General features: G+C 60.6%; 19 protein-coding genes and 1 tRNA gene. 4 read left to right on the top strand and 16 right to left on the bottom strand.

Translation table 11 applies throughout. The annotated features are described in order from the left end of the window. Nucleotides 1-67: 67 nt before the first annotated feature. From deoA to FP026_RS00440, 9 genes are all read right to left on the bottom strand, one after another. The gene (gene deoA / locus FP026_RS00480) at nt 68-1,375 is read right to left on the bottom strand and encodes a thymidine phosphorylase (RefSeq protein ID WP_149632693.1); all 1,308 of its coding nucleotides are present in this window, start codon (nt 1,373-1,375) and stop codon (nt 68-70) included. Between the two features lie 3 nt (nt 1,376-1,378). Further along, entirely contained in the window at nt 1,379-2,152 is a 774-nt protein-coding gene (gene deoC / locus FP026_RS00475; protein WP_149632692.1) for a deoxyribose-phosphate aldolase, read from the bottom strand. Next, nucleotides 2,149-2,955, bottom strand: a complete 807-nt coding sequence (locus tag FP026_RS00470) for a purine-nucleoside phosphorylase (RefSeq protein ID WP_149632691.1) — start codon at nt 2,953-2,955, stop codon at nt 2,149-2,151. The genes deoC and FP026_RS00470 overlap by 4 nt, the downstream gene beginning before the upstream one ends. Continuing rightward, nucleotides 2,952-3,344, bottom strand: a complete 393-nt coding sequence (locus FP026_RS00465; protein WP_149632690.1) for a cytidine deaminase — start codon at nt 3,342-3,344, stop codon at nt 2,952-2,954. The genes FP026_RS00470 and FP026_RS00465 overlap by 4 nt, the downstream gene beginning before the upstream one ends. Nucleotides 3,345-3,347: 3 nt before the next feature. Next, nucleotides 3,348-4,319: an ABC transporter permease gene (locus tag FP026_RS00460; protein ID WP_149632689.1), complete on the bottom strand. Its 972-nt coding sequence runs from the start codon at nt 4,317-4,319 to the stop codon at nt 3,348-3,350. A 10-nt stretch (nt 4,320-4,329) separates the two neighbouring features. Continuing rightward, nucleotides 4,330-5,433 (bottom strand): ABC transporter permease, encoded by a 1,104-nt coding sequence (locus tag FP026_RS00455; protein ID WP_149632688.1) that lies wholly within the window; start codon nt 5,431-5,433, stop codon nt 4,330-4,332. A 7-nt stretch (nt 5,434-5,440) separates the two neighbouring features. Beyond that, the gene (locus tag FP026_RS00450) at nt 5,441-6,952 is read right to left on the bottom strand and encodes an ABC transporter ATP-binding protein (RefSeq protein WP_149632687.1); all 1,512 of its coding nucleotides are present in this window, start codon (nt 6,950-6,952) and stop codon (nt 5,441-5,443) included. Nucleotides 6,953-7,032: 80 nt separating this feature from the next. Beyond that, on the bottom strand, nt 7,033-8,028 hold the full coding sequence (locus FP026_RS00445) for a BMP family lipoprotein (protein ID WP_149632686.1): 996 nt from the start codon (nt 8,026-8,028) through the stop codon (nt 7,033-7,035). A gap of 366 nt (nt 8,029-8,394) precedes the next feature. Next, entirely contained in the window at nt 8,395-8,712 is a 318-nt protein-coding gene (locus FP026_RS00440) for a hypothetical protein (protein ID WP_149632685.1), read from the bottom strand. Between the two features lie 232 nt (nt 8,713-8,944). Here FP026_RS00440 and FP026_RS00435 point away from each other — a divergent pair. Further along, a tRNA-Ser gene (locus FP026_RS00435) sits at nt 8,945-9,034 on the top strand. A gap of 262 nt (nt 9,035-9,296) precedes the next feature. Here the strand turns inward: FP026_RS00435 and FP026_RS00430 are convergent. Further along, nucleotides 9,297-9,857, bottom strand: coding sequence for a TetR/AcrR family transcriptional regulator (locus FP026_RS00430; RefSeq protein ID WP_149632684.1), 561 nt, complete (start codon nt 9,855-9,857; stop codon nt 9,297-9,299). Between the two features lie 84 nt (nt 9,858-9,941). On the opposite strand from FP026_RS00430, the gene FP026_RS00425 reads away from it, so the two are divergent. Next, a complete protein-coding gene (locus tag FP026_RS00425) occupies nt 9,942-11,009 on the top strand; it encodes an aldo/keto reductase (RefSeq protein ID WP_149632683.1) in 1,068 nt (355 codons plus the stop codon). 278 nt (nt 11,010-11,287) lie between these two features. Here FP026_RS00425 and FP026_RS00420 read toward each other — a convergent pair whose 3' ends face one another. From FP026_RS00420 to FP026_RS00405, 4 genes are all read right to left on the bottom strand, one after another. After that, on the bottom strand, nt 11,288-11,677 hold the full coding sequence (locus FP026_RS00420; RefSeq protein ID WP_188112459.1) for a TfoX/Sxy family protein: 390 nt from the start codon (nt 11,675-11,677) through the stop codon (nt 11,288-11,290). Further along, complete coding sequence (locus FP026_RS00415; RefSeq protein ID WP_149632682.1) at nt 11,674-12,042, bottom strand: nuclear transport factor 2 family protein; 369 nt, start codon at nt 12,040-12,042, stop codon at nt 11,674-11,676. Before FP026_RS00415 ends, FP026_RS00420 begins: the two co-directional genes overlap by 4 nt. Then, nucleotides 12,029-12,619: a TetR/AcrR family transcriptional regulator gene (locus tag FP026_RS00410; protein WP_149632681.1), complete on the bottom strand. Its 591-nt coding sequence runs from the start codon at nt 12,617-12,619 to the stop codon at nt 12,029-12,031. The genes FP026_RS00415 and FP026_RS00410 overlap by 14 nt, the downstream gene beginning before the upstream one ends. A gap of 114 nt (nt 12,620-12,733) precedes the next feature. Continuing rightward, entirely contained in the window at nt 12,734-14,281 is a 1,548-nt protein-coding gene (locus FP026_RS00405) for an FAD-dependent monooxygenase (RefSeq protein ID WP_149632680.1), read from the bottom strand. Between the two features lie 219 nt (nt 14,282-14,500). Between FP026_RS00405 and FP026_RS00400 the strand changes: the two genes are divergently transcribed. Then, a complete protein-coding gene (locus FP026_RS00400) occupies nt 14,501-15,127 on the top strand; it encodes a TetR/AcrR family transcriptional regulator (RefSeq protein WP_149632679.1) in 627 nt (208 codons plus the stop codon). A 124-nt stretch (nt 15,128-15,251) separates the two neighbouring features. On the opposite strand, the gene FP026_RS00395 is transcribed toward FP026_RS00400, so the two are convergent. Further along, the gene (locus FP026_RS00395; RefSeq protein ID WP_149632678.1) at nt 15,252-16,148 is read right to left on the bottom strand and encodes an SDR family oxidoreductase; all 897 of its coding nucleotides are present in this window, start codon (nt 16,146-16,148) and stop codon (nt 15,252-15,254) included. Nucleotides 16,149-16,241: 93 nt separating this feature from the next. Between FP026_RS00395 and FP026_RS00390 the strand changes: the two genes are divergently transcribed. Further along, entirely contained in the window at nt 16,242-17,075 is an 834-nt protein-coding gene (locus tag FP026_RS00390) for a helix-turn-helix transcriptional regulator (RefSeq protein ID WP_149632677.1), read from the top strand. A 56-nt stretch (nt 17,076-17,131) separates the two neighbouring features. Here FP026_RS00390 and attM read toward each other — a convergent pair whose 3' ends face one another. Further along, on the bottom strand, nt 17,132-17,923 hold the full coding sequence (gene attM, locus FP026_RS00385) for an AttM family quorum-quenching N-acyl homoserine lactonase (protein ID WP_188112458.1): 792 nt from the start codon (nt 17,921-17,923) through the stop codon (nt 17,132-17,134). Nucleotides 17,924-17,979: the final 56 nt, after the last annotated feature.

Genomic DNA, 17,979 nt, shown 5'->3' with positions numbered 1-17,979 from the left:
CATTCCGGACGGAAAACCGCTCCGCACTTTTCCTGGAATTGCTCTAAACCCGTGGCGCTGCCATCCGTCAGATCCTGCCGATGATAACGGGTGATGCAGCGGGTACTTTGTCGACGAGGCGATAATTGGCTGAGAGATCGGCGACAGCCTTCTCAGCGCTTGCATCATCCGCCGCATGAACAGTCGCGATACGGTCGCCTTTGCTCACCTTCGTACCGAGCGGCAGGATATCGCTGAAACCGACGCGATGGTCGATCTTATCCTGCGGGCGGCGCCGGCCGCCGCCGAGATCGATCACGCTCATGCCGATCCCTCGCGTATCGCAGCCGCCGAGCCAGCCGTCGGCAGCGGCGAGAACAGGCTTCTGTAGCGGCGCGCTCACCAAATGGCGATCTGGGTGTTCAAGCAGATCCACGGGGCCGCCGAGCGCGTGCACCATGCGGCCGAAGATTTCCGCCGCCTTGCCGGATGCCAGCGCCTCGCGCGCCCTGCTCTCCGCATCGGCAGCACTTGCGGCAATGCCGGCTTGAACCAGCATTTCGGATGCGAAGGCCAGGACGACCGTTTCAAGCCGCGTGCCTCCCTTGTTGCCTTTCAAGAAATCCAGGCAGTTATAGAGCTCGATGACATTGCCGGCCGCATCGGCCAGAGGCTGGTTCATATCAGTGATCAGGGCCGACGTCTTCACCCCGCCGCCGTTTGCGACGTCCACCAGCGAGCGCGCCAGCGTCTCGGCCTCTTCCAGCGATGTCATGAAGGCGCCGCTGCCGATCTTGACGTCGAGCACCAGCGTTTCCAGCCCTGCCGCCAGCTTCTTCGACAGGATGGAGGCGGTGATCAACGGCACGGAATCGACCGTCGCGGTGACATCGCGCACGGCATAGAGCTTGCCGTCGGCGGGCGCGAGCGCCCCGGTCTGGCCGATGATGGCGCAGCCGACCTCATCGACGACCTTGCGGAAGCGCGCAGCGTCCGGGGTGATCCCGTAGCCGGGAATGGATTCTAGCTTGTCGAGCGTGCCGCCGGTGTGGCCGAGGCCGCGACCCGAAATCATCGGCACGGCGAGACCACAGGCGGCGGCGATAGGAGCCAGCATCAGCGAGACGTTGTCGCCGACGCCGCCCGTCGAATGCTTGTCCGCGACCGGCCGGCCGATACGCTCCCAGGACAGGGTGTCGCCGGAGCGGGCCATCGCGAGCGTCAGGGCCACCGTCTCTTCCTGCGTCATGCCGCGAAACCAGACCGCCATGGCAAAGGCGCCGATCTGGCTTTCAGCCAGTTCGCCGCGCCCCAGCGCCCCGATAAATGCGTTGATATCGGCGGCTGAAAGAGTAGCGCCGTTCCGCTTCTGCTGGATGATCTCCTGCGGAATCATCAATCAGTAGCCCGAGGACGCTGCCTTGGACTCGCCGCCGGCCAGCACGCTCAGGATGTCGTCGAGCAGGCTCGATGCGCCGAAGCGGAAGGTCGAGGGCATGGCCCAATCGGGCGCCATAATGGTTTCGGCAAGGCTCAGATAAAGCGCCGCGTCGGCAACGGAACCGATGCCACCCGCCGGCTTGAAGCCGACCTTGCGGCCGCTGGCACGAATTGCCCTCAGCATGATGTCGGCGGCTTCCAGCGTCGCATTGACGGCAACCTTGCCCGTGGAGGTCTTGATAAAATCGGAGCCAGCCTCGATCGCCAGTTCGGAGGCACGCCGGATCAGCGCGGTATCCTTGATTTCGCCAGTTTCAAGAATGGTCTTCAGGAGAACCGGTCCCTTGCATTCGGCCCGCACGGCCGCGACCATATCGGTAACGGCCTGCTCATTGCCGGTAAGGAAGGCGCGATAGGGAATAACCAGATCGATCTCATCGGCACCGTCGGCAATCGCTTCCCGCGCCTCGGCGGCAACATCGGCCACCTCCAGATCGCCGCCGGGGAAATTCACGACGGTCGCGATTTTCACGACATGATCGACACCGAGAATGCCCCGCGCCTGCGCGACGAAACGCGGCCAGATGCAGACGGCGGCCGTGTTGCCATAGGGCGATTGCGCACGGGCGCACAGCGCCTCGATCTGCGCCGGCGTGCAGTCATCCTTGAGATTGGTGAGATCGAGAAGGGAAAGCGCAACAGCTGCCGTTTCTCTGAGGGAATGGCCGGTCATTGTGGATCTCCTTCGTCCGCGATCATTTCTTTCAAGATGGCGGCGAGACGTGCACCGCCGACCGGAGCCATATCCTTGGTCTCGTCATGCGAGAGCTCGCCGCCGGTCATGCCAGCACCATAGTTAGTGATGACGGAGGCAGCGGCAACCCTCAGTCCGAAAAGACGGGCCAGGATGACTTCGGGCACAGTCGACATGCCGACGGCATCGGCGCCGAGGATGCGCGCCATGCGGATTTCGGCCGGCGTTTCGAAGCTCGGTCCGGAAAACCACATATAGACGCCGTGCGACAGCTTGATCTCAGCCTTTTCCGCCGCCTTGCGCATGCGCATGATCAGACCGATGTCATAGGCGCTGGTCATGCCGACGAAGCGCCTGTCGCTTTCCTCGCCGATCAGCGGATTCATGCCGGAATAGTTGATGTGATCGGTGATCTGCATCACCGAGCCCGGCGGCATCTCCTCGCGCAGCGATCCGGCCGAATTCGTCAGGATCAGCGTATCGACGCCAAGAGCCTTCAGGGTTTCGATCGGCTCGCGCATGGCATTGGCATCGCCCTTTTCGTAATAATGCACCCGGCCGGAGAGCATGATGACGGGGACATTGCCGAGCTTGCCTGCGACCAGCGTGCCGGCATGGCCGGAAACGGCGCTGACCGGAAAGCCGGGCAGATCGGCATAGGGAATACGCAGGGCGTCTTTGACCTCATCCACGAGAGAGCCGAGGCCGGAGCCCAGGATGATGCCATAGCGCGGCTTCAGTTCGCCGAGCTTCTCGGTGAGGATATCGACGGCCGCGCTCATCCGAGCATCTCGGTTTCGAAGCTGAAGGGGAGCATCTCGTCCATGGTCATGGTCTTCCTCACGCCGGTTTCGTCGCAAAGATAGATGCGTGTTTCCTTGCTGGCAAATTCGGCGATCTTCTGCCGGCAGCCGCCGCAGGGCGGGCAGAGCGGCAGCTTCTCGGCGATGACGGCGATCTCGACGATCTTCTTGGCGCCGCCCATGATCATCTGGCCTATCGCAGTCGGCTCGGCGCACCAGCCCTGCGGGAAGGAGAGGTTTTCGATATTGGCGCCGGTATAGATCTTGCCGTCCTCGGCGCGGATCGCCGCGCCGACGGGAAACTTGGAATAGGGAGCATGCGCAAAAGCCATCGCTCCGCGCGCGGCCTCGAACAGATCATGCGACATGGTTTAACGTTCCTTGGTATAGGGCACGCCACCAGCCTTCGGGGGCTTGGCGACGCCGATAAAGCCTGCAAGCAGGACGCAGGTGAGGATATAGGGCAGCGCCTGGAAAATCTGTACCGGCACCTCGCCGATGCCCGGAACCGCCTTGCCCTGCATGAAATTGGCGAAGGCGTCAAGGAAGCCGAACAGTAGGCAGGTGAACATGACCGGCACCGGCTTCCACTTGGCGAAGATCAGTGCGGCGAGCGCGATATAGCCCTTGCCCGCCGACATATTGTTGATGAAGGCTGCCGACTGGGCAATGGCGAGATAGGTGCCGGAGAAGCCGCAAAGAATGCCGGCGACGATCAGCGAGCGATAGCGCAGCCATTCGACCGAAATGCCGGCTGTATCGACAGCGCCGGGATTTTCACCGACGGCACGCAGGCGCAGACCGAAGCGGGTTTGATAGAGGATCCACCAGGAAATCGGCACGGTAAGGAAGGCAAGATAGGTCAGGATGTTGTTGCCGGAGATGACGTTGGCATAGAGCGGCCCGATGAACGGAACTTCGCGGATGGCATCGACACCCGGAAGGGTGATGCCGGAAAAGCGCGCCGTGCCAGGCAAGGTCGGCGTGCGGCCGCCCTGCCCGAACCAGGCCTGACCGAGGACGATGGTCAATCCGGCTGTCAGGAAGTTGATCGCGACACCCGAGACGATCTGGTTGCCGCGGTTGGTGATCGATGCGAAGCCGTGCAGCAGACCGAGAATGACCGAGACGACGATGCCGGCGCCGAGGCCGGCCCAGGGTGAGCCGGTGATCGAGGCGACGCAGGCGGCCGCGAAGGCGGAGGCCAGCATCTTGCCTTCGAGGCCGATATCGAAGATGCCGGCGCGCTCGGAAAAGAGGCCGGCAAGCGCGGTGAAGATCAACGGGATCGACAGGCGGATGGTCGAGCCAAGAATGCTGATGAGAAGATCGTAATATTGCATGGTCTGATCCTCACGCCCTGGCGAATGTCTGGTAGATGCGCACGAGTGCCGGCCGGAACATATATTCAAGCGCGCCGGCAAACAGGATGACGAGGCCCTGGATCACCACGATCATGTCGCGTGTGATGTTCGGCATATCAAAGGACAGCGCATCGCCGCCCTGATAGAGAATGCCGAACAGGACCGCCGCCAGGATGATGCCGAGCGGATGGTTGCGTCCCATCAGCGACACGGCGATACCGACGAAGCCAGCACCGAGCACGAACTCCACCTGAAGGCGCGCGGACGCGCCCATCACCGGATTGAGCGCCATCATGCCGGCAAGGCCACCTGAAATCAGCATGGCGATGATGACGGTGCGGGCATAGGGAATGCCGGCATAAACCGCCGCTGTCGGGCTCAAGCCCAGCGTGCGCATCTCATAGCCGAGCTTGGTGCGCCAGACGAGCACCCAGACGAGGAAGCACATGACCAGCGCGATCAGGAAGGACACGTTGAGCGGAGCGGCACCGATGGTCGAGCCGAAAACGCCCATCAGCCAATCGAGCTTGGGCAGCTGACCGCCCGCCAGGAAGGTGCGGGTTTCAGGCGCCATCTTGCCCGGTACGATCAGCACATGCACCAGCAGGAAATTCATCATCGCCGATGCGATGAAGTTGAACATGATTGTCGTGATGACGACGTGGCTGCCGCGCTTGGCCTGCAGCCAGGCAGGGATGAAGGCCCAGAGAGCGCCGAAGATCGCCGCTCCGATGACCGCGAAGGGCATGGTCACATACCAGGGCACGTACTTATCGAGCGCCAGCGCCACGAGGGCACAGCCGAGGCCGCCGACATAGGCCTGGCCTTCCGAGCCGATGTTGAACAGGCCGGCATGGATGGCGACGGCAACCGAAAGGCCGGTGAAAATGAAGCTCGTCGCATAATAGAGGGTGAAGCCGATGCCCTCGCCGCTGCCGAGCGCACCCTGCAAGAGCAGGACGAGCGCATCGAGCGGGCTCTCGCCGATGAACCAGACGACAAGACCGGAGATCAGGAAGGCAACGATCAGGTTGAGAACAGGGATCAGACCATAGTTGATCCAATTGGGGAGCGGAACGGAAGCCGTGCTCATATACGCCTCACGCGGCAATGCCGGCCATCATCAGGCCGAGTGTTTGTTCACCGGCTTCAGCCGACTTCTCACCGACGATATGGCCGGCGAACATGACGAGGATACGGTCCGAAAGCGCACGGATCTCATCCAGCTCCACCGAAACCAGCAGGATTGCCTTGCCGGCATCACGCATCTCGATGATGCGGCGATGGATGAATTCGATGGCGCCGATGTCGACGCCGCGCGTCGGCTGGCCGATCAGCAGAACCTTGGGATCGCGCTCGATCTCGCGGGCGACGACGATCTTCTGCTGGTTGCCGCCGGAGAAATTGGCGGTCTTCAGCCGCGCATTCGGCGGACGGATATCGTATTTCTCGATCTTCTCGATGGCATCCTTGCGCATGGCATCGAGATCGAGCATGCCGCCGCGCCCATATTTGACGTCGCGGTGATAGCCGAGCATCGAGTTCTCATATTCTTCGAACTTGAGGACGAGGCCCATGTGATGGCGGTCCTCGGGAATATGGGCAAGGCCGAGTTCACGAAGGGCCGCGGGATCGGCCGTGCCGATCGGCTTGCCATGCAGGTAGATCTCGCCCGAGGCAGGCTTGCGGATGCCGGCGATGGCCTCAAGCAATTCCGACTGGCCGTTTCCGGCGACGCCGGCAATGCCGACGATCTCGCCGGCGCGGACATCGAAGGAGACATTGTCGACCATGGTGACGCCGCGGCTGTCCTTGACGGTGAGGTTGCGCACCGACAGCAGAACTTCGCCGGGATTGGGGGCGCCCTTTTCGACGCGCAGCAGCACGCGGCGGCCGACCATCAATTCGGCCAGTTCCTCGACGGTGGTTTCCGCCGTCTTGCGGGTAGCGACCATCTCGCCGCGGCGCATGACCGATACCGTATCGGTGATCGCCATGATTTCGCGCAGCTTATGAGTGATGAGGATGATCGTCTTGCCCTGGTCGCGCAACACGCGAAGAATGCGGAAGAGATTGTCGGCTTCGGCCGGCGTCAGAACACCGGTGGGTTCGTCGAGGATGAGGATCTCAGCGCCGCGATACATCGCCTTCAGGATCTCGACGCGCTGCTGCTGACCGACGGGCAGCTCTTCGATCAACGCGTCCGGATCGACCTCCAGGCCATAGTCCTTCTCCAGACGATCAAGCTCGGCCCGGGTGGCGGCGACGCCCCTGGCGAGCAGCGCGCCGCCTTCGGCGCCCAGCATGACGTTTTCGAGGACGGTGAAATTATCGACCAGCATGAAGTGCTGGTGCACCATGCCGATGCCGGCCGATATCGCCGTCTGGCTGTCGCGGATCGAGATCGGCGTGCCGTTGACGCGGATCTCGCCGGCGTCGGCATGATAAAAACCGTAGATGATCGACATGAGTGTCGATTTCCCTGCTCCGTTTTCGCCGATGATCCCGTGGATCGATCCTTTGGCGACGGTCAGGTTGATATCTTTGTTTGCGTGAACGGCACCGAACTTTTTGTCGATGCCCACGAGTTCGATGGCAGGTGATTGGCTCACTATAGGGGGCTCCAGAAACCGGATTCCGGATAAGAAAAGGGCGTATGACGGTTTGCTACGTCATACGCCCTTGTTTCATATCAGCTCTTCGGGCAGGCGTTGTCGGTCGTGTAGTCGTGGACCTTGATGGTACCACCGACGATACCGGCGCGAGCCTTGTCGACGGCAGCCTGCATTTCGGGAGTGACGAGCGGCTTGTTGTTGTCGTCGATGGCAACGGCCACGCCGTCTTCCTTCAGGCCGAGCTCCTGGGTGCCGGGCGTGAACTTGCCGTTCTTGGCATCGCTGAAGGCGTTGTAGACCGCGAGATCGACGCGCTTGACGACAGAGGTCAGAACGGAGCCCGGATGCAGGTAGTTCTGGTTGCTGTCGACGCCGATCGAGAGCTTCTTGTTGTCGGCAGCCGTCTGCAGCACGCCAAGACCGGTAGCACCAGCAGCGGCATAAACAACGTCGGCGCCCTGGTCGATCTGGTTCTTGGTGAGCTCGCCGCCGCGAACCGGGTCATTCCAGGCCGCACCGGTGGTGCCGGTCATGTTCTGGAAGACTTCGATCTTTGCGTTGGTGGCGCGGGCGCCCAGCTCATAGCCGCATTCGAACTTGCGGATCAGCGGGATATCCATGCCGCCGACGAAGCCGACCTTGCCGGTCTTCGAAGCCATGGCGGCCATGACGCCAGCGAGATAGGAGCCTTCGTTTTCCTTGAACTTGACCGAGCGGACGTTCGGCAGGTCTAGGCTGTCGTCGATCAGGACGAATTGGGTCTTCGGATATTCGGCGGCGACCTTCTGAAGCGCGGAGGTCCAGGCGAAGGAGACGGCGATAACAGGATTGAAGCCCTTGCTGGCGAAGTTGCGCAGCGCCTGTTCGCCCTGGGTGTCGCCCGTCGGCTCGAAGTCGCGATAAGCGATACCGGTTTCCTTCTTGAACTTTTCGGCGCCGTTATAGGCAGCCTCATTGAAGGACTTGTCGAACTTGCCGCCGGTTCCGTAAACGATTGCCGGCTTGATATCGGCCGCAAGCGCCGTTGCCGACATGGCAGCCAAGGCAAAAAGGGTCAAAAGGGATTTTTTCATGTGGTGCAGCCCTGTTGTTTCTATCTTGTTGGGTCCTCCCGCAAGCCCGTTAACCGGGCATGTCTGCGGAGCCGCCGGCCTCCCCGAGGCCTAGCTGGCGCGCATCCTTGCATGGCTGCATGAAAAATTCACGAGAAATTTTTCAGTTGGTAAAGATTTGTGGGAATTGGTGAAAACCCGTCCAAACGACCCGTTTTTTAAACAATTTCAGCCCAAAACTGCAATTTTATTGGTCAGGAAGTTTGCCGATCAGTCTGCCGCAATCACCAGCTTTGCTCACTGCGGCATTGCTGCAAGCCCATCGCCAAACACGCTCCGACGCCACCGAAATCCTCAAATGACACAGACCGAAAGGCGCCCTATCTCTCAGGCGCTGAAGCGGCCGGCTGCGGGCTGACGCTTGTAGGCGATCATCCATAGCAGCAGCGATAGGACCAGAAAGACCGCGAAGGCCGGCTGAAACAGCAGCCATTGCATCGCCAAGTCATAGAAGCGAGGATGAACATAATAGGCGATCGTCGAGCGAAGGCTTGCCAGCGACGAGGGGCTGACATCGTTCCACGCATCGCCCATCGGGGTCATGACGACAGCTGAAGCCGCAACAGATTGAATGGAATCGATGGTGCCCGCGATAACAGCCACCACCAGCGCGACAAGACTGGCAAAACGCAACAGGAAACGCATAAACTCCTCCGGATACTCACTACGTCCGGCCCTGACGGGCCGACCGGTCTTACGCCGCCTCATCTATTTCTTTAGATAAGTGGAGCACGAAATAAGCGCAATGGGGATGAGACGCAGAGTTTTTTGTCCAGAAGTCAAAAAACTGTCAGATTCGGGTTGATCCTAGAAAATTCATCGGTATATATCGCGCCGTTCCCACAATAGCTCCTTTATCGGATGCGAAAGTGCAGATGGACAGGTGGCCGAGTGGTTTAAGGCGCACGCCTGGAACGCGTGTGTGCGTGAAAGCGTACCGTGGGTTCGAATCCCACCTTGTCCGCCATGCCCGCCGATTGCCGCATCCCACAGGGCAAGGATAGCGAACCGCCCGATTCTACGCTACAGCCCGATATCCTTAGAGTGGCGACGGCAGCTTACGACTCCATTTCTGACGTTGGTCGCCTAAAAACGAAGGCTTGAAAGCAGGCATACGGGCTTGCACCGCAACTATGCGCTCGCGATACATGCAGACCCCGATGAACCGGTCACTCCCGACAAGAGCTCCAACGCAAGAACGAGTTTCATGGTCCAGCAAGGCCGCTTAGCTAGTCTTTGGCTCCCAATCCCCTGAAGATGAGTTCTATTATCCTTGCCGACTGAGCATCCCTCCCGGGATGGGATGGAATCTGCCAAAGTACTCCAAGAAGCGTCAAAACATCGTCGGCATTTGCATCGCGATCAATCGCACCCGAGGCCTGACATGCAGCTATGAGTGAACGCACGGCCAACACCATCTGCTGATAGGTCTCGCGTTTATCATCCTCGGAAGTGGCCCCTTGCAGAAGTCTTGCTACTCCGCGCTTCATCGCACTGGAATCTGCTAACTGGGCACACCATAGACGAAACGCCTCAAGCGGAGGATGCTCTTTCAAAAGTGTGGATGCGAGAGCAGCAACGGCGCTGATCTCCTTGCGATAAATGGCCAAGGCCAGAGCTTCCCGCGTCGGGAAGTGGCGATAGAGTGTGCCTTGCCCAACTCCGGCTGCCTTGCTGATAGCGCTGAGCGGCGTTTCGGGATCGGCGGTTAGAGCCTCTCGTGCCACCTCAAGTATGCGATCACGGTTTGCGCGGGCGTCTGCTCGCAATCCATCCTCTTCTACAGCCATATCGCCTCTTGACTAAACGGACAATTGTCCGTTACGTAACGACAAGCGGACAATTGTCCGAATATAGCGTATATGGAGATGGACATGCAATATGCCAAGCTCAGCCGGACGGGCCTCGATATTTCGCCTATCGGTATTGGGTGCATGGGGTTCGGGGAACCGTCGCGAGGTTACCCTTCTTGGTCACTCGACGAGGAAGCAAGTCGACGCCTCGTTCACCACGCACTTGAGGCGGGCATCAATTTCTTCGACACCGCCAATTTGTATTCAAATGGTTCCAGCGAGGAGATCCTCGGGCGATCACTGAAGGACTTTGCTCACCGCGAAAACGTTGTGATCGCCACCAAACTCAGCGCACCGATGCGCGACGGACCTAATAGTATAGGGCTATCGCGCAAGGCAATCATGACCGAAGTCGATATGAGCCTCAAGCGCCTAGGCACGGACTATATCGACCTCTACCAAATCCATCGTCGTGATAGGACGACCCCTTGGGAAGAAACGCTCGAGGCCCTGAACGATGTCGTCAAGGTCGGTAAGGTCCGGTATCTCGGTGCATCGTCCATGATGGCTTGGGAATTCGGCAAAGCGCTACACCTGCAGAAATCCAACGGCTGGGCCCGCTTCGTGTCGATGCAGGATACCTACAATCTTCTCGACCGCGAAGAAGAGCGCGAGATGCATGCGCTTTGCATCGACGAAGGGGTGCAGACCATTATCTATAGCCCTCTCAACCGTGGTCGGCTGGCCCGACCGTGGGGAGCGATTACTGCAAGGGCGGAAACCGAAGCCGTCTACAAACTGGGTGCAGCCACCGCCGACAGCGACAAGCTGATTGTCGATGCGGTGGGGGCCATTGCGGAAGAACGAGGCGTCGGCCGGTCGATGATTGCGCTTGCCTGGTTGCATCGCAATCCTGTGGTGGCAGCTCCGATCGTGGGTGCGCTGAAAGCAGAACATATTGACGACGCTGTGGCCTCCCTATCAATCAGCCTCACCGACGACGAGGCAGCAAGGCTGGAAGCATCATATACGCCGCGGCTCGACCATCAGGGAGTGTCAGACCCGGCCCTGCTGCGTCGCGCAGCTGAAGCAGCCACAGGACACAGCATCAGCCGTCTCCCAGTCCGTGAACGGAGCAAGGTGACATGAACCTTGCTAAAGCGCGTCGCGATCTTTCAGATTCGCTTCCCACGCTTTAGGTCTTTGATTTTGCGCATGTCGTTGTCGCAAAACCGCTGCACACTTTTGCGTGACATGCTCCAGTTCTGGCTACCTACATGCCCATCTTCGAGGGCTGGTCTGCTTTCTGCATTTCACCGCCTGAAGCCGACCGTCCGCTATCCATTGTTGCCATTCGCTCGTGCCTTAATTTTGGAGGGCTATAGCGTAGACGTAGTTCTTGGTTTCATCGTTTTCGGCCCGCCAGCCTACGCTGCGGTATCCGGTAGTCCTCCGGTTTCGGTAGCTCTTGAGATTTTGTGGATGGCGCCCAAAGCGGCCTGATAGGCGTCCGCCGCCCATTCCCGAAGCTGCTCGTTATCGTCAAAAATATCGTCTGGAGCTGCATAGTAGCTTGATACAGTCACCGTCTTGCCCCTACCAGGATAACTGAACGGATTCATTCCCAACGCTTCGAACCTGGGACGGCTCGCGTCATCGACCCGAAGATAGAGTGATCCCTTCATGATGAATCCAAACTGGATGCCATCCGCGATCAAGGCCGTCCCGCCAAAGAAGCGCCTGACACTGATTGCACCCAAGCCTTCAATGCGTGTGGCAAGATCCAGAGCCAAATTGTGAGTTGTCACCTTGTTCATGCTGCGACGCTGCCATTCCCTGGATGGAAGAAGCCGCTGATCGCCAGTAGCCTTCCGTCATCGCTGATCGCGCCAAAGCTGGTTCCCGTCTGGAGAACGGACCCGTCAGCGCCGGTCAAGGCCCATTGGGCGAGAGAACGGTCGTGGTGATGGAGGATGGAGCGGATATGAAACTGCCCGCCGGGCACGCTCGACTGGAACTGCGCCATGTAGCCTGATAGGGCGTCACGGCCAATCAGCAGGCCGTTCGGATCGCAATAGGTGGCTTCGTCAGCGAGGCAGACGGAAAGCTCGGCGCCTCGCTCGGAAGCGTCGGAAAGCGACCAGATTGCGGAATACCGCTTCCAGAGGTCATCGGGGGTCATGCGAGGCCTCCAAGCTGTTGAACTCGTCCTGGATGAGAACTTCAAGCGCCCGTTTGTCGTGACCAGCGCGGACCAGGACAAGAATGCCCTGATAAAGGGTCAGCAGCCTCAGAGCTGTGGATTCGGGACTCTTGTCAGAGCGGAATTTCCCCCGCCGCTGTGATGACGCGAGCCGCTCCGTAAACGTCTCCTTTAGTATGCGAAGTCCCTCGACGGTGCAGCGATGCGGAGGTCCTTCTCCGCCGAGCTCAACGGCGGAATTTGTGATGAGACAGCCGAGGCTTTCGTCATTCGGCTCGTGGAGCAGCGAGGCGAAGAGCGCCCGGAGCCCATCCATCCCCGACTCCGCCGGAGCAAAACGCTCGATCCGCCCGCGCAGGACGATGCGATTGTAGCGAGCGAAGGCGGCGTCGAAGAATGCCGCCTTATCGCCGAAGCTGTTGTAGATGCTGCCGACCTTGAGCCCGGTCGCGTCTTCCAGATCGCGAATGGACACCCCCCGATAACCCTTGCGGCGGAAGGCATGCATCGCGCTGCTCAATACGGCGCCTTCGTCGTAGGATCGGGTTCGGCCCATGGGCAGTCCTTTCTTGAACAGTTATTCTAGAATATCCGTTCAAGAAAATCTGTCAAGCTGGCTCTTGGCTACCGGGTCGCACGGTCTGGCATCAAACTCGTGGCGTAGTCCGCCTCAGGCAGCACTGCGCGCCTTGCCGGGTTCACCGAACCATCGCGACGCTGCCCGTGCAATATCCTCGGGGTTGGGAGTGGCTTCGCCGGCCCAGGCGACGATTCCATCGGGCCGTATCAACACAGCGCTCAAGCCCAGCTGATCCTTGGCTTTGCCGGCGACATAGCCGATCCGGCCCTCCCAGCGGCTCGCAATCGCTGCAAGCGGTGCGCCGGGATCGAAATCCAGCAGCAGGGCCTTGCCCGTTCTCAAGAGATCGCCGAGCCTTCTGCCGTCGGTCAATTCGAAATCAGGAGCGCTGCGGCCGACGAGCGGGTGGCTGCCGCCAAGATCATAGCGGAGAGAGACGCCCCATACGCGTTCTGCGAAATAGGTGGCGCCGTCGCGCGTGTCTATCAAATGGCGGATGATGGCTTCGAGCGCGCGCGAGCTCCGGCTTGGCCGCATGAGTCCGACCTGGGCACGCGACCAGTCGAGAACCTGCGCCCCGACGGGATGCCGCTCGCTCGAATAGCTGTCGAGCAGGCCTTCCGGCGCTTCCCCTCGGATGGTGGCGGCAAGCTTCCATCCGAGATTCATCGCATCGCCGAGCCCTAGGTTGAGGCCTTGACCGCCCAGAGGGGAATGGATGTGCGCAGCGTCGCCAGCGAGCAATACACGCCCTTTGCGGTAAGCTGTTGCCTGATAGGCCCGATCGGTCCACGTGGTGGCAAGCCTGAGCGCCGTCACGGTAACGTCGGTGCCGGAGATGCGGCGCAGCACGGCCTGCACATGGTCAAGCGTGATCGGCTGCGTTCGATGGAAAGCACCGCCATCGAAGTCGACCATTGTGATCGTCCCGGGCGGCGAATAGGTGTACATGCCCGTCGCCGTATAATGGCGGCCCAAACGCAGCTTATCCGGCTCAGCCATCTCGATTTCGGCGGAATAGCCGGTGAATTCGGGATCGGTGCCGACGAATTCGAAGCCGCCAGCCTTGCGAACGGTGCTGCGGCCGCCGTCGCAACCGACCAGCCAGGATCCGCGAAAAGTCTCGCCGCCGGCTCGGACAGTGACGTCCTCATCCGACTGATCGAGGTCCTCGACGCTGAGGCCGCGCCTGATCTCGACGCCCGTGGCGCTTGCACGGGCAACCAGGACAGCTTCAAGGGCTTCCATCTCGACCATCATGCTGGTGCCGGCCGGGCCGGGCAGACGATACTGCCACTTCGAGGTATCGATATTGTCGTAAAAGAACTGGATGCCGGCGAAATGGCCGCCTGGGCGACGCGACTGGTGCATCCAGTGCGCGGCAGATGAAGCGCCGCTGTCGCCTGATCCATTCTTGGCGGGTTGCGCCGCCGCGATGTCATTCAGCAGGCCACGGCGATAAAATGCATCGATGGTGGGCGCCGAAAAGCCGCGCATGCCGAACGGAAGGCGCTTCAAGGGAGAGCGCGGGTCCTCGGCCTGCTCCAGCACCAATACGGAGAGACCGGTGAGACGCAGCTCACAGGCGAGAAACAAGCCGACGGGTCCACCGCCGGCAATCAGAACATCATATTTCAAGGCAGAATTCCTCAAGCGAGCGGCGCCGTAAGGGCGCCAGACATTCCGGCTTCGAGCACTCAACCGGCGCGAGTCGTTGAAAAACGCCCACTCCTATTCGAGCGGGCGACGGTCCGGTCACAGGAACAACCCGTCGAGCCTGTGCCAACTTCACCGATTTCGTGCTCACAATAAAATTTTTATACTCGGTATAAATTTACTTATGGTATAATTATCTCCATGTCAAACCGAATCAAACTCCGGGACCGCAAGAAGGAGATGACGCGTCAGGCGATCTCAGACGTCGCAACGCGCCTGTTCGTCGAACATGGCTTCGACAAAGTGTCCGTCGCAGATATCGCCTATGAAGCTGATGTCGCCAGAAAGACGGTGTTCAACTACTTCCGCCGCAAGGAAGACCTGGTCTTCGATCGCGAGGACGAAGTGCGAGAGCTGGTGCGCAAAGCGATTGCCGATCGCGGCCGGGAGCCGCCGGTTCGCGCCTTTCAGGCGCTGATGCGCACGCTGGTGGAGACGCAGCACCCCCTGTTCAGGATCACGGACCGGCCTATCGCGTTCTGGCGTATGGTAGCGGAAAGCCCGGCACTGACGGCGCATGCATGCGGATTGCAGGTGACGCTTGCCGACGATCTCTCGGGGATGCTGTCCGATGCCGTAGGCCGCTCACATTCCGATCCGGAGGCACGGCTCGCCGGCACCATGCTGATGGCGACACTGGTCACCGCTTATGGCGAGGCGCTTCGCGCCTTTCGCGAGAATCGAAAGCCTGAGACTGCTCTGTCGAGCGTCATGGAGCGCGGCTTTGCCGGAGTCGACGCCGCGCTTGCCGGGACGCCCTACATCTGAGCCTGAAGACTTCCGGATCGCAGCCTGAAACGGACGAAAACCCGGCCGACAGATCGGCCGGGTTTTCGAACGCATGGTCGGTCAGACCGCAAACCATCCATGGATGAGCTTGCTGGCATCGGCATCATGCCGCGGAAACCTGCAGCTCCGCGAGATCCTCAAGCAGTGTCGGGCCGTCAGGCTCCCAACCCAGCTTCTGGCGCGTCTTGGCGCTGGAAGCCGGCATGTCCCGGCCGGCGAACAAGGCCAGCCAGCCGAAGTAATCCTGCGCCTCTTCTTTGGCGATGGATTTGACCGGCAGGTTCAGGCGCCGTCCGATCGTCTCGGCAATATCGCGCAAGGAGACGCCTTCTTCGGCAACGGCGTGATACTTGGCATTCGGCTCGGCGCGTTCGACGACGAGGCGGTAAAGGCGTGCGACATCGGAAAAATGCGCCGCCGGCCAGCGGCTGAGCCCGTCTCCGACATAGGCGCAAACGCCCTTTTCCCGGAATATCTGGATCAGGGGAGTAATGAGCCCCTGGCTGACCGGATCATGCACCTGTGGTAGCCGCACGAACGAGACGTTGACGCCGATCTCGCTGGCGAGGATCCCCGCTTCCTCGGAAGCTGCGCGCGGATGCACGTTGGAACCGATGATTGCATTGTCTTCCTTGGCAGGCTCGCCCGGCACCGTGTTGGCGATCGGCGTGCCTGACGTGATGACCAGCGGCCGGGCCGAGCCTGCGAGCGCCGAGGCGAGCGTTGCGATGACGCGGCGGTCATCCTCGCAATTCTGGACGAATCTCGAGAAGTCGTGATTGAAGGCAAGGTGGATGACTCCGTCCGATTGCGAGGCGCCGCGTTTCAGGATTTCCGCATCCTCAATCGTGCCATGAAGAACCTCGGCGCCAGCGGCGGCAAGCGCTACAGCCTTTTCCTTGGAGCGGGAAAGGCCGAGCACCTGATGGCCCGCGGCAATCAACTCCCTCACGACATTCGAGCCGATATTTCCGGTCGCGCCGGTAACGAATACACGCATAAGCATTGTCTCCTTATTTCGTCGGAGACAAATCTGTGCCTATCGGTTATTCTGGTAAAGTAGTGACATTATCATAGTAAAAGCACTAACAGGATGACCGACCTCATCGAAACCGAAAACCTGCTCGGGACCTATCTGAGGGATCGGCGCGCCAAGCTTGACCCGACCGTCTTAGGCTTTGCCGGCGAACGGCGGCGTACGCCCGGGCTGCGGCGCGAGGAAGTGGCGCAGCGCGCCAATATCAGCCCGACATGGTACACATGGCTGGAACAGGGGCGCGGCGGCGCGCCTTCCGCCGACGTGCTCGACCGGATCGCCCGCGCGCTGATGCTGACCGAGGTGGAGCGCGAGCACCTGTTCCTGCTCGGCCTCGGCCGTCCGCCCGAAGCCCGTTACCGCAAGAATGATGGCGTGACGCCACGGCTGCAGCGCGTGCTCGATGCCCTCGACCCCTGCCCCGCCCTCATCCGAACCGCGACTTGGGACGTCATCGCCTGGAACAAGGCGGCGACGATCATGCTGATAGATTACGGATCGCTGCCGCCGGAGGAGCGTAACATCCTGCGCTACATCTTCCTCGATCCGCGCGCCCGTGCCGCGCAATATGACTGGGAAAGCGTGGCGCGCTTTGCCTTGGGCGCGTTCCGCGTCGACGCGGCCCGCGCAGGCGCGGCGGCGGAGATCGAGCCTTTCGTGGCCGAGCTTTGTCGCGTCAGCCCGGAATTCCGGGCGATGTGGCGCGACAACGACGTTCCCGGCACGCATACCGAAGCCGTCAAGCATATACGCCATCCGGTTCTCGGCCCGCTCGCATTCGAATATTCAGCCTTCTCGGTCGATGGTCGCACGGATCTCAGCATGGTCGTCTATAATCCGGCAACGCCCGATGACGTCGAACGGATCAGATCGCTGCTGCCCAAACTTTAGCGCGAAGATGTGTGGCGCGGGCATGCGCGCTTGTCACGGCGAAACCGATTGCACCTTCAATCGTAATAGGCCGGGGCCTGTCTGAACCTAGGCCATGCTTCGGGATCATGGCCCGTTACCACCATGGCATCGGCCTGCTCGGCGAGGGCGCGCAGCTTGCCGACTGATCGGGCCGTGTCGACGGCGGAAGCCATGAGGCCAGGGAGCGCCTTTCCGTTCCAATGATCGAGCGTATAGGCGGCATCGATCGCCAGCAATATTGCACCCGAGTTCGGCAGCTGCACGAGGAAGGATTGGTGGCCGACACTGTGGCCCGGCGTGAAGATCATCCGCAGCGCTCCGTCGCCATAGAGATCGTAGGCATCGGTGGCATGGCCCTCGAGAAAGTGCCATTTCAATCCGGGGCGGTCGAAATCGCGGCGGACATAAGCGCCGGCGGCAAACCAGTCCGGCGTGAAGGCATATTCATATTCGCGGCGCTGGACGATGTGGGTCGCATTAGGGAAGCGGCCGACGGCGCCGCTATGATCGGAATGCAGATGGGACAGCGCAACGAAGCGGATGTCTTCACTAGGCATGCCGAGCTTCGCCAATTGCGCGACGCATCCCTGCTCCTCGGTCATCACGGGCTGATAGCTGTCGACGACATCGCCCCAATAGCCGCGCGGATCGGCCAGGCCCTCGGCGGCCAACCCGCCATCGATAATGGTATTGCCCTTCGGGTGAGTGAGCAGAAACCAGGGAACCGGGATTTCATAATCCTCACCGTTTCCCTGGTTCATCCTGATGTCGTGGGCCTTGCATCGCTGCGTGCCCGATTGAAACATGTAAAGCCTGATATCGCTCATGAGCCTGACCTGTGTGGTTGACGATCGAGTGCCGAGGCACGCATCGTTTTCGGCGA

Origin of the sequence: Martinezella tropici, assembly GCF_008370325.1 — a bacterium.
Taxonomy (GTDB): Bacteria; Pseudomonadota; Alphaproteobacteria; order Rhizobiales; family Rhizobiaceae; genus Rhizobium; species Rhizobium tropici_B.
Note: the sequence above shows the minus strand (reverse complement) of the source record. Positions and strands in the feature narration are given on the sequence as shown.

Excerpts from the sequence above, each read along its gene's own strand:
- deoA (WP_149632693.1), bottom strand. The coding sequence starts at position 1,375 with ATGATTCCGCAGGAGATCATCCAGCAGAAGCGGAACGGCGCTACTCTT.
- deoC (WP_149632692.1), bottom strand. The coding sequence starts at position 2,152 with ATGACCGGCCATTCCCTCAGAGAAACGGCAGCTGTTGCGCTTTCCCTT.
- FP026_RS00470 (WP_149632691.1), bottom strand. The coding sequence starts at position 2,955 with ATGAGCGCGGCCGTCGATATCCTCACCGAGAAGCTCGGCGAACTGAAG.
- FP026_RS00465 (WP_149632690.1), bottom strand. The coding sequence starts at position 3,344 with ATGTCGCATGATCTGTTCGAGGCCGCGCGCGGAGCGATGGCTTTTGCG.
- FP026_RS00460 (WP_149632689.1), bottom strand. The coding sequence starts at position 4,319 with ATGCAATATTACGATCTTCTCATCAGCATTCTTGGCTCGACCATCCGC.
- FP026_RS00455 (WP_149632688.1), bottom strand. The coding sequence starts at position 5,433 with ATGAGCACGGCTTCCGTTCCGCTCCCCAATTGGATCAACTATGGTCTG.
- FP026_RS00445 (WP_149632686.1), bottom strand. The coding sequence starts at position 8,028 with ATGAAAAAATCCCTTTTGACCCTTTTTGCCTTGGCTGCCATGTCGGCA.
- FP026_RS00440 (WP_149632685.1), bottom strand. The coding sequence starts at position 8,712 with ATGCGTTTCCTGTTGCGTTTTGCCAGTCTTGTCGCGCTGGTGGTGGCT.
- FP026_RS00430 (WP_149632684.1), bottom strand. The coding sequence starts at position 9,857 with ATGGCTGTAGAAGAGGATGGATTGCGAGCAGACGCCCGCGCAAACCGT.
- FP026_RS00425 (WP_149632683.1), top strand. The coding sequence starts at position 9,942 with ATGCAATATGCCAAGCTCAGCCGGACGGGCCTCGATATTTCGCCTATC.
- FP026_RS00420 (WP_188112459.1), bottom strand. The coding sequence starts at position 11,677 with ATGAACAAGGTGACAACTCACAATTTGGCTCTGGATCTTGCCACACGC.
- FP026_RS00415 (WP_149632682.1), bottom strand. The coding sequence starts at position 12,042 with ATGACCCCCGATGACCTCTGGAAGCGGTATTCCGCAATCTGGTCGCTT.
- FP026_RS00410 (WP_149632681.1), bottom strand. The coding sequence starts at position 12,619 with ATGGGCCGAACCCGATCCTACGACGAAGGCGCCGTATTGAGCAGCGCG.
- FP026_RS00400 (WP_149632679.1), top strand. The coding sequence starts at position 14,501 with ATGTCAAACCGAATCAAACTCCGGGACCGCAAGAAGGAGATGACGCGT.
- FP026_RS00395 (WP_149632678.1), bottom strand. The coding sequence starts at position 16,148 with ATGCGTGTATTCGTTACCGGCGCGACCGGAAATATCGGCTCGAATGTC.
- FP026_RS00390 (WP_149632677.1), top strand. The coding sequence starts at position 16,242 with ATGACCGACCTCATCGAAACCGAAAACCTGCTCGGGACCTATCTGAGG.
- attM (WP_188112458.1), bottom strand. The coding sequence starts at position 17,923 with ATGAGCGATATCAGGCTTTACATGTTTCAATCGGGCACGCAGCGATGC.